17 protein-coding genes are annotated in these 14,497 nt (G+C 47.2%); all 17 read right to left on the bottom strand.

The window, feature by feature from the left end:
• Positions 1–4: 4 nt before the first annotated feature.
• Complete coding sequence (gene flhA, locus IGI78_RS00580; protein ID WP_195265584.1) at positions 5–2,080, bottom strand: flagellar biosynthesis protein FlhA; 2,076 nt, start codon at positions 2,078–2,080, stop codon at positions 5–7.
• A gap of 19 nt (positions 2,081–2,099) precedes the next feature.
• On the bottom strand, positions 2,100–3,167 hold the full coding sequence (locus tag IGI78_RS00575; protein ID WP_081117653.1) for an EscU/YscU/HrcU family type III secretion system export apparatus switch protein: 1,068 nt from the start codon (positions 3,165–3,167) through the stop codon (positions 2,100–2,102).
• A gap of 30 nt (positions 3,168–3,197) precedes the next feature.
• Complete coding sequence (gene fliR, locus IGI78_RS00570; protein WP_005232781.1) at positions 3,198–3,947, bottom strand: flagellar biosynthetic protein FliR; 750 nt, start codon at positions 3,945–3,947, stop codon at positions 3,198–3,200.
• A gap of 12 nt (positions 3,948–3,959) precedes the next feature.
• Complete coding sequence (gene fliQ, locus IGI78_RS00565) at positions 3,960–4,223, bottom strand: flagellar biosynthesis protein FliQ (RefSeq protein WP_005226613.1); 264 nt, start codon at positions 4,221–4,223, stop codon at positions 3,960–3,962.
• 25 nt (positions 4,224–4,248) lie between these two features.
• On the bottom strand, positions 4,249–5,013 hold the full coding sequence (gene fliP, locus IGI78_RS00560) for a flagellar type III secretion system pore protein FliP (RefSeq protein WP_005232783.1): 765 nt from the start codon (positions 5,011–5,013) through the stop codon (positions 4,249–4,251).
• Positions 5,010–5,375 (bottom strand): flagellar biosynthetic protein FliO, encoded by a 366-nt coding sequence (locus tag IGI78_RS00555; RefSeq protein WP_005231716.1) that lies wholly within the window; start codon positions 5,373–5,375, stop codon positions 5,010–5,012. Before IGI78_RS00555 ends, fliP begins: the two co-directional genes overlap by 4 nt.
• Positions 5,376–5,389: 14 nt before the next feature.
• Complete coding sequence (locus IGI78_RS00550; protein ID WP_142426398.1) at positions 5,390–5,893, bottom strand: flagellar basal body-associated FliL family protein; 504 nt, start codon at positions 5,891–5,893, stop codon at positions 5,390–5,392.
• An 11-nt stretch (positions 5,894–5,904) separates the two neighbouring features.
• Positions 5,905–6,102 carry a flagellar FlbD family protein gene (locus tag IGI78_RS00545; protein WP_005226609.1) on the bottom strand — a complete coding sequence of 66 codons (198 nt, stop codon included), beginning with the start codon at positions 6,100–6,102 and terminating at the stop codon, positions 5,905–5,907.
• A 35-nt stretch (positions 6,103–6,137) separates the two neighbouring features.
• Entirely contained in the window at positions 6,138–7,034 is an 897-nt protein-coding gene (locus IGI78_RS00540; RefSeq protein WP_005232786.1) for a flagellar hook-basal body complex protein, read from the bottom strand.
• A 78-nt stretch (positions 7,035–7,112) separates the two neighbouring features.
• Positions 7,113–7,475, bottom strand: coding sequence for a flagellar protein (locus IGI78_RS00535; protein ID WP_081117651.1), 363 nt, complete (start codon positions 7,473–7,475; stop codon positions 7,113–7,115).
• Positions 7,472–7,903, bottom strand: coding sequence for a flagellar hook capping FlgD N-terminal domain-containing protein (locus tag IGI78_RS00530; protein ID WP_003129052.1), 432 nt, complete (start codon positions 7,901–7,903; stop codon positions 7,472–7,474). The genes IGI78_RS00535 and IGI78_RS00530 overlap by 4 nt, the downstream gene beginning before the upstream one ends.
• A gap of 12 nt (positions 7,904–7,915) precedes the next feature.
• Complete coding sequence (locus IGI78_RS00525; RefSeq protein ID WP_195265586.1) at positions 7,916–9,253, bottom strand: flagellar hook-length control protein FliK; 1,338 nt, start codon at positions 9,251–9,253, stop codon at positions 7,916–7,918.
• Positions 9,254–9,318: 65 nt separating this feature from the next.
• Complete coding sequence (fliJ, locus tag IGI78_RS00520) at positions 9,319–9,738, bottom strand: flagellar export protein FliJ (protein WP_005226592.1); 420 nt, start codon at positions 9,736–9,738, stop codon at positions 9,319–9,321.
• 22 nt (positions 9,739–9,760) lie between these two features.
• Entirely contained in the window at positions 9,761–11,113 is a 1,353-nt protein-coding gene (gene fliI / locus IGI78_RS00515; RefSeq protein ID WP_195265588.1) for a flagellar protein export ATPase FliI, read from the bottom strand.
• On the bottom strand, positions 11,110–11,868 hold the full coding sequence (locus tag IGI78_RS00510) for a hypothetical protein (RefSeq protein ID WP_081117649.1): 759 nt from the start codon (positions 11,866–11,868) through the stop codon (positions 11,110–11,112). Before IGI78_RS00510 ends, fliI begins: the two co-directional genes overlap by 4 nt.
• Entirely contained in the window at positions 11,852–12,856 is a 1,005-nt protein-coding gene (gene fliG / locus IGI78_RS00505) for a flagellar motor switch protein FliG (RefSeq protein ID WP_005226586.1), read from the bottom strand. The genes IGI78_RS00510 and fliG overlap by 17 nt, the downstream gene beginning before the upstream one ends.
• A gap of 10 nt (positions 12,857–12,866) precedes the next feature.
• Positions 12,867–14,489, bottom strand: a complete 1,623-nt coding sequence (gene fliF / locus IGI78_RS00500; RefSeq protein WP_195265689.1) for a flagellar basal-body MS-ring/collar protein FliF — start codon at positions 14,487–14,489, stop codon at positions 12,867–12,869.
• Positions 14,490–14,497 lie beyond the last annotated feature (8 nt).

The raw sequence follows: 14,497 nt of genomic DNA, 5'->3' as shown, positions 1-14,497 counted from the left end.
CTGCTTAAATGTCAATACTGCCCACCGTTTCGATCGCAATTTCATTGGGAATCTCATTCAGAGAAAGAACGGCGATATCTGGGAAATTAAAAACGATCATTTTTTTGAATGCTAACCGGATCTTAGGCGATGCTAGAATCACGAAATTGATATTTTGAGCGATCGCCGCATGTTGGATCCCACTGATGGCATCCAACAGCTTGGTCACGGTATCAGGTTTTAAGACCGGGTACGAGCCAGTTGCGGTTTTTTGGATACTTTGAGCGATGATTTCTTCTAGTTTCGGCTGGATCACCGCCACTTGCAGCTCGTGGTTTTCATTGGCATACTTGGCAGCGATCGTCCGTTTCAATGCTTGGCGGACATATTCTGTCAAAACTTCTACGTCTTTCGTGACAACGCCGTAATCGGCTAAGGTTTCTAAGATCGTTGCTAAGTCATTGATGGGAATTTGTTCATCCAATAAATTTTGTAAAACTTTTTGGACCTCGCCGAGCCGCAAAATATCGGGGATCAATTCATCGATCACGACATTGTACTGCTCTTTGATGCCTTCCAATAATTTCTTGACTTCTTGGCGACCTAACAGCTCTGGTGCATGGGCATAGATGATTTCTTTTAAGTGTGTTGCGATCACGGTCAACGGCTCGATAATCGTAAACCCTTGCAGATCCGCCATCTCCTTATCGGATTCATCGATCCACATAGCATCCAGATGAAAGGCTGGTTCTTTTGTTGCGATTCCTTGAAAAGGAAACGGCTCTTCATTCGGACTGATCACCATGACTTTATTCGGGTAAATATCGCCGCGGCCGACTTCGTTGCCGCGGATCTTGATCACGTAATCGTTGGCATCCAAATAGAGATTGTCGCGAATACGAACGGGACTGACTAAGATCCCTAATTCTCTAGCACTCTGTTTACGGATTGCCACGATGCGGTTCATCAAGCTGTTGTCGATCGAACGATCCACGATAGGGATCAGACCATAACCGATTTCCACTGAGATTGGTTCCACTTGGAAGGAAGCCACGGAATCGTCTTCTTCCTGTGCTTCTTTTTTGCGTTCCAGTGCCAGTTTTTGTTCCCATTGTTTTTGTTCCACTCGCTGCTTTTCTTCTTTTTGCGTCACCAGAAAGCTGGCTGCGAAAAGGCCTAAGCCAATCAACACAAAAGGCACAAAAGGAAACCCGGGAACTAAGGCTAAAACGAAGAGAATCGCCCCCACGATCCGAAACAGTTGGGGATTACGCATCACATCTGCCGCAATATCCAAACCAAAGGAACTATCGTTATCGGAACGAGTCACGATCACCCCAGAAGCAATCGAAATCAGTAAAGAGGGGATCGAGCTGACCAAGCCATCCCCGATCGCCAGTTTCCCGAATTGGGCGAAGGCTTCCATGACGGTCATTTGTCCGGCCATGGAGAAAATGATCGCCCCACCGACTAAATTGATGACAGTGATCAAGATCCCTGCGATCGCATCCCCTTTGACAAACTTGCTGGCACCATCCATCGAACCAAAGAAGTCAGCTTCTCGCTGCAGATCTTTTCGTCGTTTGCGGGCATCCGCTTCCGTGATCAAACCGGCATTTAGGTCGGAATCGATCGCCATTTGCTTGCCGGGCATCGCATCCAATGTGAAGCGAGCAGTCACTTCTGAGACACGCCCTGCACCATTGGTCACGACGACTAGCTGAACCACCATGATGATCACGAACAAAATGATCCCCACGATATAATTGCTGCCGGCAACGACATTGGCAAAGGCATCGATCACGTGTCCGCCATTTCCTTGGGTCAAGATCAAACGAGTGGAAGATAAGTTCAAACCTAAACGAAACATCGTTGTGATCAGCAGCAAGGTTGGAAACGTAGTGAATTCCAACACTGATTTGGTAAACAGGGTGATCAGTAAAATGTTGATCGCGATCGTCAAATTGATAATGATCAAAATATCTAATAATGCACTCGGTAATGGAATAATAATTAAACCAATAATAGCTAGGACGATTACCGAGATTAAGATATCCGCCAGACCAATGCCTTTTTTCGGTTTTGAGGCAGCCTCATTCATTTTTGTTCCTCCTGTTTCCTTAAATCTTGCCGCGTTGGCTTTCTTCTAACTGATAGACCAAAGCGATGATTTCGGCAATGGCTTCATACATTTCAACAGGGATCAGATCCCCGGGTTCTACTTGACGATAAAGGGCCCGTGCCACTTCACGGTTCTCGATCTGTGGGATATTTTCTTTCAGGGCTTCTGCTTTCATCCGCTGCGCCAGCTGATCTGCCCCTTTGGCCAAGACCCGCGGCACCCCTTCACTGCTGGCATCGTACCGAATCGCAATGGCGAAATGGGTCGGGTTGGTGATCAAAACCGTCGCTTCTTTGACGTTGGCGATGGCATTTTGGGTCATCGCACGGTACTTCGCTTTGCGCTGTGCTTTGACTTGCGGATCACCTTCCATTTGCTTGAACTCTTCTTTGACTTCCTGCTTGCTCATCATCAAGTTCTTGCGATGGCTATAGCGTTGGTAGCCGTAATCGACTACGGCCAAAATGATCAAAAAAATCGAGATCTGTAAAAACAATTCTTTGGCCCGCAGCAGCATGAACAGGATCGTTTTTTCCAACCCCACTTCACTCAAACCCAGTAAAACAGGGACGGCGGCTAAAAATTGTTGGTAGCACAAGTAGACGATCACGCCGAATTTCGCCAATGTTTTGCCTAAATTCATCAACGAGCGCAAACTGAATTGCTGCTTGATCCCGCTGATAGGGTTCAGCTTTTTAAAGTCTGGTTTGACGGTCTTGCCAGAAAACAACAGACCGACTTGGGCATAATTCGTGAGAAGCCCGACTCCGAGCGCGACCAGAAAGACGGGTGCACACAACAAAAGCAGCAGCAAGATACTCTGCACCCCTAGTTTCGGCAGATCCGCCAAACTGGTTTGATAATCAGCCAGCTGCGCCAAACTTCGGGAAAAATAAGGCAAAAAAGAAGCGGCGAAAAACTGCCATAAAGACAGGATCAAAAACGAGAAGACCAATAGCGAAACAGCTGCTGCTAATTCCTGGGTCTTAGGGACCTCCCCGCGTTTGCGGGCATCCCGCAGCCGCTTGGCACTGGGTAGTTCGGTTTTGCCATCTTTTTCTGCCATCTTCTCACCTCCTACTGGCTACCTGTTACTTTATTGAAAGGACTCGATAAACTCCTGCAAGTAGCGGACTGTATCTGGCAAGTGTTTGCCTAAGTACGAAAGGACATTGGGTAATAGCAAGAGAAACACCACAAAACTGATGGCAGTTTTCATCGAGAGACTCATCATCAAAATATTGATCTGGGGGATCGAACGAGAGATCACACCTAGCACCAGGTCCACCAACAGCAGCGCAATGATCATTGGTGCCGCAAGATTGACAGCCATCACCATCATTTGGCTGAAAAGTTTAACGATGCCTTCAACCGTCGTGCCTTGGATCACCACAGAACCTAAGGGCACGATCCGAAAAGACAACAGCAGTGCTGTGATCAGTCGATGATGCAGATCAAGTCCAAAAAACACAGCGATCGTCAGCCAATAGTACGTTTTGCCATACTGGGAAGAGGCGATTTGCAACGTCGGATCATAGGCTTGCGCCATCGAAAAGCCTACTTGAAAGTCGATCAGTTGACCCGCAATTTCTACACCGGTAAAGACCAGCTGACTCAAATAGCCCATCGCCATCCCAAACAGTACTTCCTTGATGACGAAAACCGTCAGCATAAAGAGGGAAAGCTCGGGAATCGCAGGTGCCGTCGGCAGACATAGGACCGTCAACGCCATGCCGATCACGATTTTTGCCAGTGACGGAAAATTTTGCTGTGAGAAGATCGGACAAAGGACGACAAACGCCAATATTCGACAAAAAATCAACACCGTCGCTTGAATCGGCGCCATCAGGTTTCCTCCTTACATTGCCGCAATCATCTTGAAAATCATTTTGGTAAAATTCAACAAGAGATTCAGCATAAAATTCCCCGCCAAGATCAAGGTCAAAAAAATCGCTAATAGTTTCGGCACAAAGCTCAACGTTTGTTCTTGGATTTGGGTAGTGGCTTGAAAAATACTGATCACCAATCCAACGAGCATGCCAACCAATAAGGCAGGGCCAGATATCGCTAAAATTCGAAGAAAGGCTTCCCTTAGCACATCAAGTACCATTTCTACTGTCATTTCCTCTTGGCTCCTTTCTTAGCGGCTATTGAAAGCTCTTGATCAGCGACTCCACGATCAGATACCAGCCATCCACTAAAACAAATAGTAAGATCTTGAAGGGCAGTGAGATCATGATCGGCGACAGCATCATCATCCCCATCGACATCAAGATACTGGAGACGACCAGATCAATGATCAAAAAGGGGATAAAAATCAAAAAGCCGATACTGAAAGCCGTTCGTAACTCACTGATAATAAACGCCGGTACCATAACGGTCAGAGGAACATCGTCAGAAGAATGATATTTTTCGGTCTCCCCATCAGCTTCCGCAAACAAGGCAATGTCTTTTTCCCGTGTCTGTACCATCATAAAGGCCTTGATCCGTTTTTCTGAGCGGTCAAAGGCTTCGGCTTGGCTGATCTCTTGTCGATCAAACGGTTCGATCGCTTGCTGGTAGACGTCGGTATACACAGGTTTCATAATAAAAAATGTCAAGAATAAGGCCAACCCGATCAACACTTGATTGGGCGGGTTTTGCTGTGTACCTAACGAACTGCGCACAAAGGACAAGACCATGATGATACGAGTAAAAGAAGTCATCATGATCAGCAAGACTGGTAAAAGGGAAAGCAGCGTCAGCAACAAGAAGGTATTGATCGTATCACTTGAGCCATTCCCATTCGACAATAAATTGTTGATGGTGGAACTGACGTCTTCCGTGTCTAGCGCAAACGCCGTCTGCGGAAGCATCAGACTGCTGAAAAGGACCGCAGCCATGATCTTGATATCTCTGCCTTTGATCTTCATTTTTGCTTGCCTCGTTTTCCAGCAATTTCCGCTTTGGCTTTGTTGAGCCATTCAGAAAAGTCTTTGCCAGCTTGCACTTGGGTGCTTTCTAGGCTTTGCTGTAAAAAAGCGGCCGTTTCTTCTGGCGTCAACTCTTTGATGATTTGGTTTTGCTGTTCAGAAAAGCTCATGACATAACATTTGTCCATGATTTGGACGATCCCGATCGAAGACGACTTGCTGACGGCGATTTTTTGCAAAATACGCAGCTGGTGATTGTGCTGGTTCGTGTAACGATTCAAATATTTCAAACTGATGTTGATCAAATAAAGAATAAGCAGCAAAAACCCAATCATTTTGACCAGCGATAAAAATGTTTCCATCAACATGCCTCTTTCTATTGGATCACTAAATCCGTCACATAAACATCCTTGGCGATTTCTGATCCGTATTCCTGATTAATTGTTTCTTTCAATGCTTTTTTTAAATTCGGTACACTTTCGGCGGAGCTCAAAATACCGCTAGCCTTTTGTTGGCGCAATAAATTTACGACGCTGTCACGAATGACCGCCACATTTTTCGTGGCTTCCGTGCTTTTTTCCTCATCTGCCACTAAAATCGATAAATTGACCTTCATGTATTGCTGCTCTTGGTTGTCTTCTTTGGCCAGATTGACTAAAAATTCATCCAATGCCACGATCGCTTCGTCTGAGGAGATTTTGCTGCTGTCTTTTGCTGTTTCAGCAGCTGCTGTTTTTTCCCCCGTCAAAAAGTGATTCGTCACTAAGGTCCCACCGATACTGCCGCCGACTACCACGATCAAGAGGATCGGCAGTAAAACAACCATACTCAAGCCTTTTTTCTCTTTTTCTGCTTTTGGTGCTTTTTCTTCTTTTGCCATCTTTCCCACCCTTACGTTTTCACTTGGTTCGAATGGATCACCGTATGATACTCGATCACCCGCTGCGCAACTTCTTGCGCAGCTTCCGTCACCACTAATGTTTTGCCGTCTGTCAGTGTGATCAATGTATCCGGCATTTCTTCGATCCGATAAATCAATGTTGGATTTAAATAGAATGGCTTGCCATTCAATGCTGTCACTAGAATCATGGTCAAACTCCTCTCAATGGTGAAGCGTCACGTTCTTAACGTTTTAGATTCAATAATTCTTGCAGCATTTCATCAGAAGTCGTAATACTTCTTGAATTTGCTTGATAGGCACGGCTCGCAATGATCATTTCGGTAAATTCTGTCGAAAGATCGACATTCGACATTTCCAAGGCACCTGCTTGCAGCGTTCCCGCTCCATTATTGCCAGGGCCTGCAACGATCGCATTTCCTGAGTTGCTGGTTTGGATATAGTTGTTGCCGCCGACTTTTTCTAAACCTTCTGGGTTATTGAAGGTTGCAACACCGACTTTTCCCATCACAAAGGTTTGATTGCCGTATTTTGCCAACACTAAGCCATTGGCATCGATCGCCATGGAGTTATAGGTCAAGGTTTCCCCATTGACGGTCAGTGTGCTTGGGATCGACAAGGGAGATACGGCACCTTGTCCGCTCAATGCCGTGTTTTCATCAAAGTTGTCATCATAGACAACTGGTTGACCGCCATTGACTGAACGACCTAAGACTTGCATCCCATCACTATTGGTCAAGGTTCCGTTGCTGTCGCGAACGAATGCGCCATCTCGTGTGTAATAGGTTTCGCCATTTGCTCCTGGTCCTTGTACCATAAAGTAGCCTTGTCCGCTGATATAAAAATCCATGCTGCGACCAGTCGATTGCGGGGCACCGACTGTATTGATGGTATCGATGGAGCCCGTCTGAACCCCTAAACCGATCTGCGTTGCATTGATCCCGCCTAAGCCGTTGCCTGGTGCAGTTGCGTTAGACATCGTTTGGCTCATCATGTCTTGGAAAAGGACTCGACTTGATTTGAACCCGACCGTATTGACGTTGGCGATATTATTGGAAACCACGTCCATTTTCGTTTGAAGATTTTTCATTCCACTGACACCTGAATATAATGATCGTAACATGCTTATTTTCCTCCTTATGGTTGGCGTATTTTCCTCTGTCATTCAGAAAATACTTGCAGCCCCTTTTCAGTCCAGCTGCTATTTGATAAATGTGGCGCTGTCAATATTGGTGACGGTGTGAAGCTCATTCATCCCCATCGCCGTAATGATGGTTCGTGAATGGACATCGGCGATCAAGCCCATATCTTTGTAAACAAGCAGTGATTCTTTGCTGCCTTTTTCCGCTAGCTCGCTAAGCGCCGTTGAAAGGGATTGGTAATCATCGTCTTGTAAGGTCAATTCCCTTGCAGTCAAACGCTTTTGCGCATGATGGGAGACTTTGATGTCGTTTTGTTTTTGTTCAAGCATTGCAGAAAAGGCTTGTTTGTCCACGGCTTTGCGGGGATTTTGATAAGGCTCCCCGGCAACTTTTTGCAGCCCCTGTTGAATCGTCAAACTCATTTTGCTTCGCCGCCAATCTCTTGGATCGCACTCATACTGTATTCTTTGCCATTTACGACGATCGTGGCGTAGCCATTGGCAAAACGGACCTTTTCGATGGTTCCTGACAATGTTTCTGTGCCGTCCATCAGGGTGACTTGTTTATTGATCAAGCTAAAGGCTTGCTGCTGTTGCTGTAAAATCACCGAGGTCGTCAACGTTTCGCTCAATTCATTCAAGCTCTCTAAGGTCGTAAATTGAACCAGTTGCGAGATATAGTCGGTGCTACCACCACCAGAAGAATCGCTGCCTCCCATCGATGGGTTGCTCATAGATGCTGCTAAGATCTTCAAAAAATCATCCATGGAGATATCTGAAGATTTTTTTGTTTGCGTTAATGCCGATGTATTGGCAATACCGGCCGCAGCTGCTGTAATTTCATCTGCCATAGGTCTCCTCCTTTACACTAAAATACTGATCGCATGATCGATCGGTGCTAATTGCGGCTCTTCTTCAGCCGTATTGCTTTGATGAAACGGCTTTTTGCTTTGTCCTTTTTGAGCCTGTAAAAAACGCTGTTGGTTTAACTGACTGTCACTTGCCATCATACTGCCGGCAAAGGATTGATTTGCCAGCGGACCAGCCTGCTGGACAGAAGCTAACGTAGGTTCTTTGATTGCTAGGATCGGCTGCTCTTGCTTTTGCAAAACTTGCTCTAGCTCATGCTTGATGGACAGCAATAATTCTTTGGCTTGCGGCTGCTGAACGGTCAGTTCTAAGCGGCTGCCTTGGGCATTCGTTTCTAGGGAAAGCTGGATCGTGCCTAATTTTTCGGGAACGAATTGCAGCGTGATTTTTTTCTCGCTTGCCGTGCTGCTCGTTTGGACGAGTTGGGCAGTCGCTTTTGCTAAGGGCAGGACCGCTTGCTCCATATTCGCTTTTGTTGGCGTTGGTCCTTGCTTGGTCAAAAGGGGAGAAACATCAAGCAGCTGCAGTGCTGGTGTCGCCATTTCATTGTCGGTTACTGCCGAAGAAGCAATGGCTTGTGCAGAAACAGCTTCCGCTTTTTTGGCGACTGTTTCATTCGTGCGTTGCAAGGTGCTAGTCGTATCCGTCGCTTGGTTGGTCACTGGCGACACTTGATTTAATGGTCCCGTTTGGCCCAATTGCGCGGTCCCTTCGGTGGACTGTTTCCGCTGTGCTTCTGTCGTCTGCGCAATCGCGGCTTTTGTTACTAAATCGATTTCCTTGAAAGTCGCGATCCCTTTTGCCGTGGACTGCTCTTCGCTTACTAAGTCTTCTGGCAAAGGCGTTTCAAGGGTTGGTGCTGCGGCTTCACTTCTGTCATTTGTCATCAAATCCAGACCTTCAAGCGTAGACTCGGAGGGGTCGATGACTGTGGTGGCTACGTCTATTGGTGCTAAAGTTGCTGTGGCGCTCGTTTGGTTCTGCTCCGTCGTTGCCATTGATGCCTGTGGCGCTTCTTGAACCAAGCCTGCAAAAGGTGCCTGGCTGATCTGGCTCATTCCTGGCGCTTGTGTCGTTGCAGGTTGTTCGACTGCTGGAGTGATTTCTGGCTCCTGCGGCAGATGTTCCATGCTGCTGGCCGTGCCCATTTCTGGTGCGGCGGCAGTTTGCTCCGTCATCCCTGATGTTTCGATAGGGTCTGGCAGGTTGTTTTCGCTCTGTTCCGTCAGCTGTTGCATCAGCAAACTGAAGACTTCTGGTGACGCCTCCGTCTTTTTTGATTTGCTACCGACAGGTACAGCGGTTGCGGCACTTGTTGTGATCTCTTTCATTGTTCACCTCCTCTCAGCTGATGCTTTGAAACCAAAGTCTTCTCATCACTAAAACCATTAGTGCTTTAAGAAAATAAGGCGCGATTGCCGAACTCATCCAATTGTTTTTGCTCTTCCAATTGCTGTTCATAGGTGTATTCAGCAAATTGTTTTTCTCGCAGCTTTTCCACGATCTTGCGTTCCTGCTGCGCTTCTACCACCACCGATAAAGACTCTGCCAATTCTTGCTTCACGTGAAACATTTTGTTCTGAACCTCATCGATGGTGGCATTCAAAGCAAGCAAATAGCGTTGCTGCACTTGCATCCGCCCAATGGTCATCTCATTGACATCAAAAAGCTGGGCTTTTTCCTGTGTCAGCGTATTCAGGTGCTGTTCTTGCTGAATCAACAATTGTTGTTTTTGGGCGTACGCCCGTTTGGCTTCTTGCTCAATGGTTTTTCGGTGATCCAATACTTTTTCTAAGGAAAAGTGAAATGCTTGCATAGCTGCTCCTTTATGATCTGTTTTACATGGTCGAACGCTGGCGCTCGATCAGCGCTTCTTCACTGAACAAATGCGCCAGTTCAAAAATCGTTTGTTCAAATGGGATCCGCTCATCCACTTTTTGCTGTAAAAACCGCAGGATGGGGTGATGCAGCGCGATCGCTTGGTCGGTCAACGCATTACTGCCGCTTTTGTAAGCACCGATATCGATCAAATCCTTGGCCTCTGCATAAACGGCCATGTTTTCTTTTAGTTCCCCCGCATGTTTATGCTGCTCCTCAGAAACGAGGGTCTTCATCAAACGGCTGAGGCTGTTTTGAATATCGATGGCAGGATAATGATTTTGAGCGGCGATTTTTCGGGACAACAGAATATGACCGTCAAGAATCCCCCGCACCGCATCAGCGATCGGTTCATTCATGTCATCCCCTTCTACCAAGACGGTATAAAAGGCCGTGATCGAACCTTTGTCCGACATCCCACTGCGTTCTAACAACTTCGGTAAAGCTGTAAACACAGAAGGGGTATAACCTTTGGTCGTCGGCGGCTCACCTGTCGATAGACCGATCTCCCGCTGCGCCATCGCAAAACGGGTCACCGAATCCATCATCAATACGACTTTCTTGCCTTGATCGCGGTAATACTCAGCGATCGCCGTTGCCACATGAGCCCCTTTTAGTCGTACGAGGGGTGGCATATCGGAGGTAGCACAGACAACGACCGACTTGCGGTAGCCTTCTGGTCCTAGATCATTTTCAATAAATTCTTTGACTTCTCGTCCTCGCTCGCCGATCAGGCCGATCACGATGACATCGGCTTCGCAATAACGAGCCAGCATCCCCAATAAGGTACTCTTACCGACCCCGCTGCCGGCAAAAATGCCGATCCGTTGGCCAAGGCCGACGGTCAAGAGACCATCGATCGCCCGGACACCTGTCGGCATGATCTCAGCGATTTTTTGACGACGAAAGGGGTCAGGAGAATCTTGACTAACTGGATATTCTGGCGCACTTTCCAGCTCCAGCGCCATATCTAACGGTCGCCCTAGTCCATCTAAGGTGTGCCCTAGCAGCGTATCATCGATTTTTACCGTCAACGATTTGCCAGTTGGCCGCACCAAACAGCCCGGTCCGATGCCTTCTAGCTGATCAAGGGGCATCAGGAGCACGTTTTTTTTCACAAAGCCCACGACTTCGGCTAAGGCTGTATGTGTCTTGTTTTGCAGTGCGACTTCACAGATTTCTCCTATGAAAACCGCCAGCCCTTCGACTTTGATCAGCAGACCTACGACTTCGCTGACTTTGCCGTAGGTGGTAAAAAACGGCTGTGCTTGCGCTGTTTTGCGCAGCGCTGTGATCGGTAATTCAAACGTCATTCCTTCACACTGCTTTCTAGAAATTGGCTCAAAAAGCGAGCGATTTCTTTCCTCAGTTCAAAAACCACCAAGGCATTTTCAGATTCGATACAAAAATCATGTTCCGCCAAGCTGTCATCTGCCATGAGTAAATAGCGAAACCCGCTGATCGTCTGCTTTTTGGTTTCCAACAATTCTCGCAACCCTGCAAGATGCTGCTCTTGGCTGCGAACAGTCACAAATTGATCGGGTTGTTCAAATTGCCATAGCACAGACTCCACAAAAGGCAGGAAGCCTGCTTGCTCGTCTGTAAAACGTTGATTGATCAAGGCTTCGGCGATTGCCGTGCCGTAAGCGATCATTTCTTGCTTTTTCTCTGAGCGAAAGGTGTTGATCTCAGACACGGCTTCAGCGACATTGGCTTGGGCTTGTGTCATCAATGCTTGCGCGGCTTCTTTGCTGGCATTGAGTCCTTCTTGATAGCCTTGCTGAAAGCCATCTGCTTGTCCTGCTTGAAAGCCTTCCGTTCTCGCTTCTGCTAGAATTTGAGCTGCTTGCGCTTGTGCATCGGTCAAAATCTGCTGCTTCAAGGCTTCCATTTGCTGCAGATGCCGTTCCTGCTCCAACTGGCGTGCACGTCTAGCCGCTTGCAGTTCTGGATCCAAGCTCGGTTTCTCAATCGGCGCTTTGATGGTCGTATCCGTCAAAATACTGCGCGCAGCTTCAGTCGTTTTGACCGCCTGCTGCTTCAATAAACTGCTATTTGACCACTGCATCTTGGTCGCCCCTTCCGATGTAGATCTCACCGGTTTCATCTAGCCGTCGAATCACAGCCACCACACTTTGTTGGGCTTCTTCTACAGCAGACAAGCGGGTAGGACCCATAAATTGAATTTCTTCTTGCAGATTTTCCACCGCCCGTGATGAGAGGTTGGAGAAAATAAAGTTCTTGATGTCATCGGTCGTGCCTTTAAGCGCTAAGACTAACACATCGTTTTGAACATCTCGTAAGACTTTTTGAACATCCAAGCGATCGAGGGTCACGATATCCTCGAAAGTAAACAAGCTGGATTTCACTTCGTTGGATAGTTCCGGTTGCCGCTTTTCTAAGTCGTTCAAAATGTTCTTTTCGGTGCTGCGGCTGACTGAGTTCAAGATTTCTACCAGTGTGTGCACACCACCGACATTTTCCGTATCGTTCTCAATGTAATTCGAGAATTTGTTCTCGATCACTTTTTCGATCCGTTCGATCACCAAAGGCGACGTACTGGAGATCGTTCCGATCCGTTCAGCGATCTCCACTTGCAAATGATCGGGAAACTGTGACAAGACGCTGGCCGCTTTGTCCGGCTGCATGTAGCACAAAATCAACGCTACCGTTTGTGGATGTTCGCCGATCAACAGATTGGTCAACTGTTGAACATCGGCTTTGCGAGCGATATTAAAGGGCCGTTCCCGCAGCTGGATCTGAGTCAATACGTCAATGACTTCTTTGGCTTTTTGAGGGCCTAATGCTTGGTTCAGCAAATTTTTGGCATAATCGATCCCGCCGTCTAAGACATATTTGCGGGCCGTTGCGGTATGAGAAAATTCCTCCAACACTTGATCCCGCTCTTCGGGACTGACAAAGTCGATATTGGCGATCTCATAGCTCACCTTTTGTATAAATGATTCTGGCAGCAGCTTCATGATCTTTGCAGAGGTATCTGATCCTAGAGAGATCAGAAGAATCGCTGCTTTTTTTACCCCGTCTATTGTATCCATGGCTGCCCCCTTATTTTTCTTTCATCCAAGCTTTGATCAATTCCGCCGCTACTTCAGGATTGCTTTCGGCATAATTTCTAGCCGTTTGATCCAATGTTGGTTCTCCTGAATGTTCTGCTGCGGCTTCTTGTGTGGATGCTTCTGGCACCGCTGGTTTCGTTTCAGCAGACCGATTGCCGACACCGCCAAAAACGACTTCTTGTGCAACTGGGTTACTCGCTCCGGTGCTGACTGCGGACGGTTGTGCAAAGGAGACCATCTCCTCCGTCACATCGACTTCCAGCTCGTCTTCTTTGCGTCGGCGTCGGATCACGCCAACGATCATTAAGATCACCAAGAACAAGGTCAACACGATACCGCCGATGATGGCGTACTTGAGATAACCTTTGGCAGCTGCAATCGGTTCATTCCCTTGCGGATCAGCGGCTGGATCAACCTCTGCTTGGGCAAAGTCAAATCCTTGGATCGCGATTTGATCGCCACGATCATTGTCATAGCCGACGGCACTAGCAATCAACTGCTGCAATTCTGCTTGATCTGCTTGCGAAAGGTTCGCATTGATCACGATCGAGCTGGTCATTCGTTCGATCATGCCAGGGGCTGTAATGGTCGTGGTGGTCTCGGTATCCAATTCATTTTCAACGGAGCGACTGTAGGAATTGTTTCCTTCTCCATCCGTGCCCGTCACATTGGAGACATTGTCATCCACCGTCCCTGTTTGGGCTTCTTGGACGGTCCCTTGCGAACCAGCAGCCTGCACTGTCTCACTCTTGATCTCTGGGTCATCATAAGTGACTTTCTTCCGCTCGATCGAATCAAAATTCAAGTCTAAATTGATCGACACTTGGAATTTGTCTGCACCATAGATCGGTGTCAGCAACTTCGCTACTTTTTCTTCTAGCATTTTTTCATAGGAATCTTTGATGGCAATGTATTTATTGTTCAGGCCACTTAATTGACTGGCTTCTTCTTCGGTTCTCGTCAAGGTATTGCCCGCGCTATCAACGACTTTTACATTTTCTGGCTTCAGCTTTTCCACTGCCCCTGAAGTCAAGGTAACGATTCCTTGCACGGACTCGTCTGAGATCTGCTGATTTTTCAAGGTCAACACGATGGAGGCGGTTGGCGCACTTTCCTCCGAAGAAAAGACACTTTCTTCTGGCATCACGAGTAAAACTTTGGCGGATTTGACCGCATCGATCGACTCGATTGCTCGCTGTAGTTCGCCCGTTACTGCCCGCTGATACATGATCTTGCGGTCTTCATCCGTTGTCATCATGTTGGCATCATCAAATAATTCAAAGCCTGTACTGGTATTTGGTAACTTATTGTCCACGGCAAGATTGATGCGGTATTCATCGACTTGGTCTTTATCGATCAAAATCGTCGTCCCATTGTCGGCTAATTTGTAGGCAATCTGCTGTTCCTCCAAATCCTTGCTGATCGTTCCCGCATCGGCATCGCTTAGATCCGTAAACAAGATACCGTATTCAATTCGCGTATTTAAATAATAAACAGCTGCTGTGATTCCGAGAACGCTGATAACGGAAAGAACAACGATCATTTTCTTTAAAGAGCTTTGCATTTGCCAACGGTCTTTGAGTTGTTCTGTCCATTCTTTCACTTTATCCATCATTTATC

Origin of the sequence: Enterococcus sp. DIV1767 (genome assembly GCF_050542585.1) — a bacterium.
In the GTDB taxonomy this organism is placed as follows: domain Bacteria; phylum Bacillota; class Bacilli; order Lactobacillales; family Enterococcaceae; genus Enterococcus_D; species Enterococcus_D innesii.
This window is presented reverse-complemented; position numbering and strand designations above follow the sequence as displayed.

Bases quoted from the DNA above. Each gene is read 5' to 3' on its own strand.
- flhA (WP_195265584.1), bottom strand. From the start codon at position 2,080: ATGAATGAGGCTGCCTCAAAACCGAAAAAAGGCATTGGTCTGGCGGAT.
- IGI78_RS00575 (WP_081117653.1), bottom strand. From the start codon at position 3,167: ATGGCAGAAAAAGATGGCAAAACCGAACTACCCAGTGCCAAGCGGCTG.
- fliR (WP_005232781.1), bottom strand. From the start codon at position 3,947: ATGGCGCCGATTCAAGCGACGGTGTTGATTTTTTGTCGAATATTGGCG.
- fliQ (WP_005226613.1), bottom strand. From the start codon at position 4,223: ATGACAGTAGAAATGGTACTTGATGTGCTAAGGGAAGCCTTTCTTCGA.
- fliP (WP_005232783.1), bottom strand. From the start codon at position 5,013: ATGAAGATCAAAGGCAGAGATATCAAGATCATGGCTGCGGTCCTTTTC.
- IGI78_RS00555 (WP_005231716.1), bottom strand. From the start codon at position 5,375: ATGGAAACATTTTTATCGCTGGTCAAAATGATTGGGTTTTTGCTGCTT.
- IGI78_RS00550 (WP_142426398.1), bottom strand. From the start codon at position 5,893: ATGGCAAAAGAAGAAAAAGCACCAAAAGCAGAAAAAGAGAAAAAAGGC.
- IGI78_RS00545 (WP_005226609.1), bottom strand. From the start codon at position 6,102: ATGATTCTAGTGACAGCATTGAATGGCAAGCCATTCTATTTAAATCCA.
- IGI78_RS00540 (WP_005232786.1), bottom strand. From the start codon at position 7,034: ATGTTACGATCATTATATTCAGGTGTCAGTGGAATGAAAAATCTTCAA.
- IGI78_RS00535 (WP_081117651.1), bottom strand. From the start codon at position 7,475: ATGAGTTTGACGATTCAACAGGGGCTGCAAAAAGTTGCCGGGGAGCCT.
- IGI78_RS00530 (WP_003129052.1), bottom strand. From the start codon at position 7,903: ATGGCAGATGAAATTACAGCAGCTGCGGCCGGTATTGCCAATACATCG.
- IGI78_RS00525 (WP_195265586.1), bottom strand. From the start codon at position 9,253: ATGAAAGAGATCACAACAAGTGCCGCAACCGCTGTACCTGTCGGTAGC.
- fliJ (WP_005226592.1), bottom strand. From the start codon at position 9,738: ATGCAAGCATTTCACTTTTCCTTAGAAAAAGTATTGGATCACCGAAAA.
- fliI (WP_195265588.1), bottom strand. From the start codon at position 11,113: ATGACGTTTGAATTACCGATCACAGCGCTGCGCAAAACAGCGCAAGCA.
- IGI78_RS00510 (WP_081117649.1), bottom strand. From the start codon at position 11,868: ATGCAGTGGTCAAATAGCAGTTTATTGAAGCAGCAGGCGGTCAAAACG.
- fliG (WP_005226586.1), bottom strand. From the start codon at position 12,856: ATGGATACAATAGACGGGGTAAAAAAAGCAGCGATTCTTCTGATCTCT.
- fliF (WP_195265689.1), bottom strand. From the start codon at position 14,489: ATGGATAAAGTGAAAGAATGGACAGAACAACTCAAAGACCGTTGGCAA.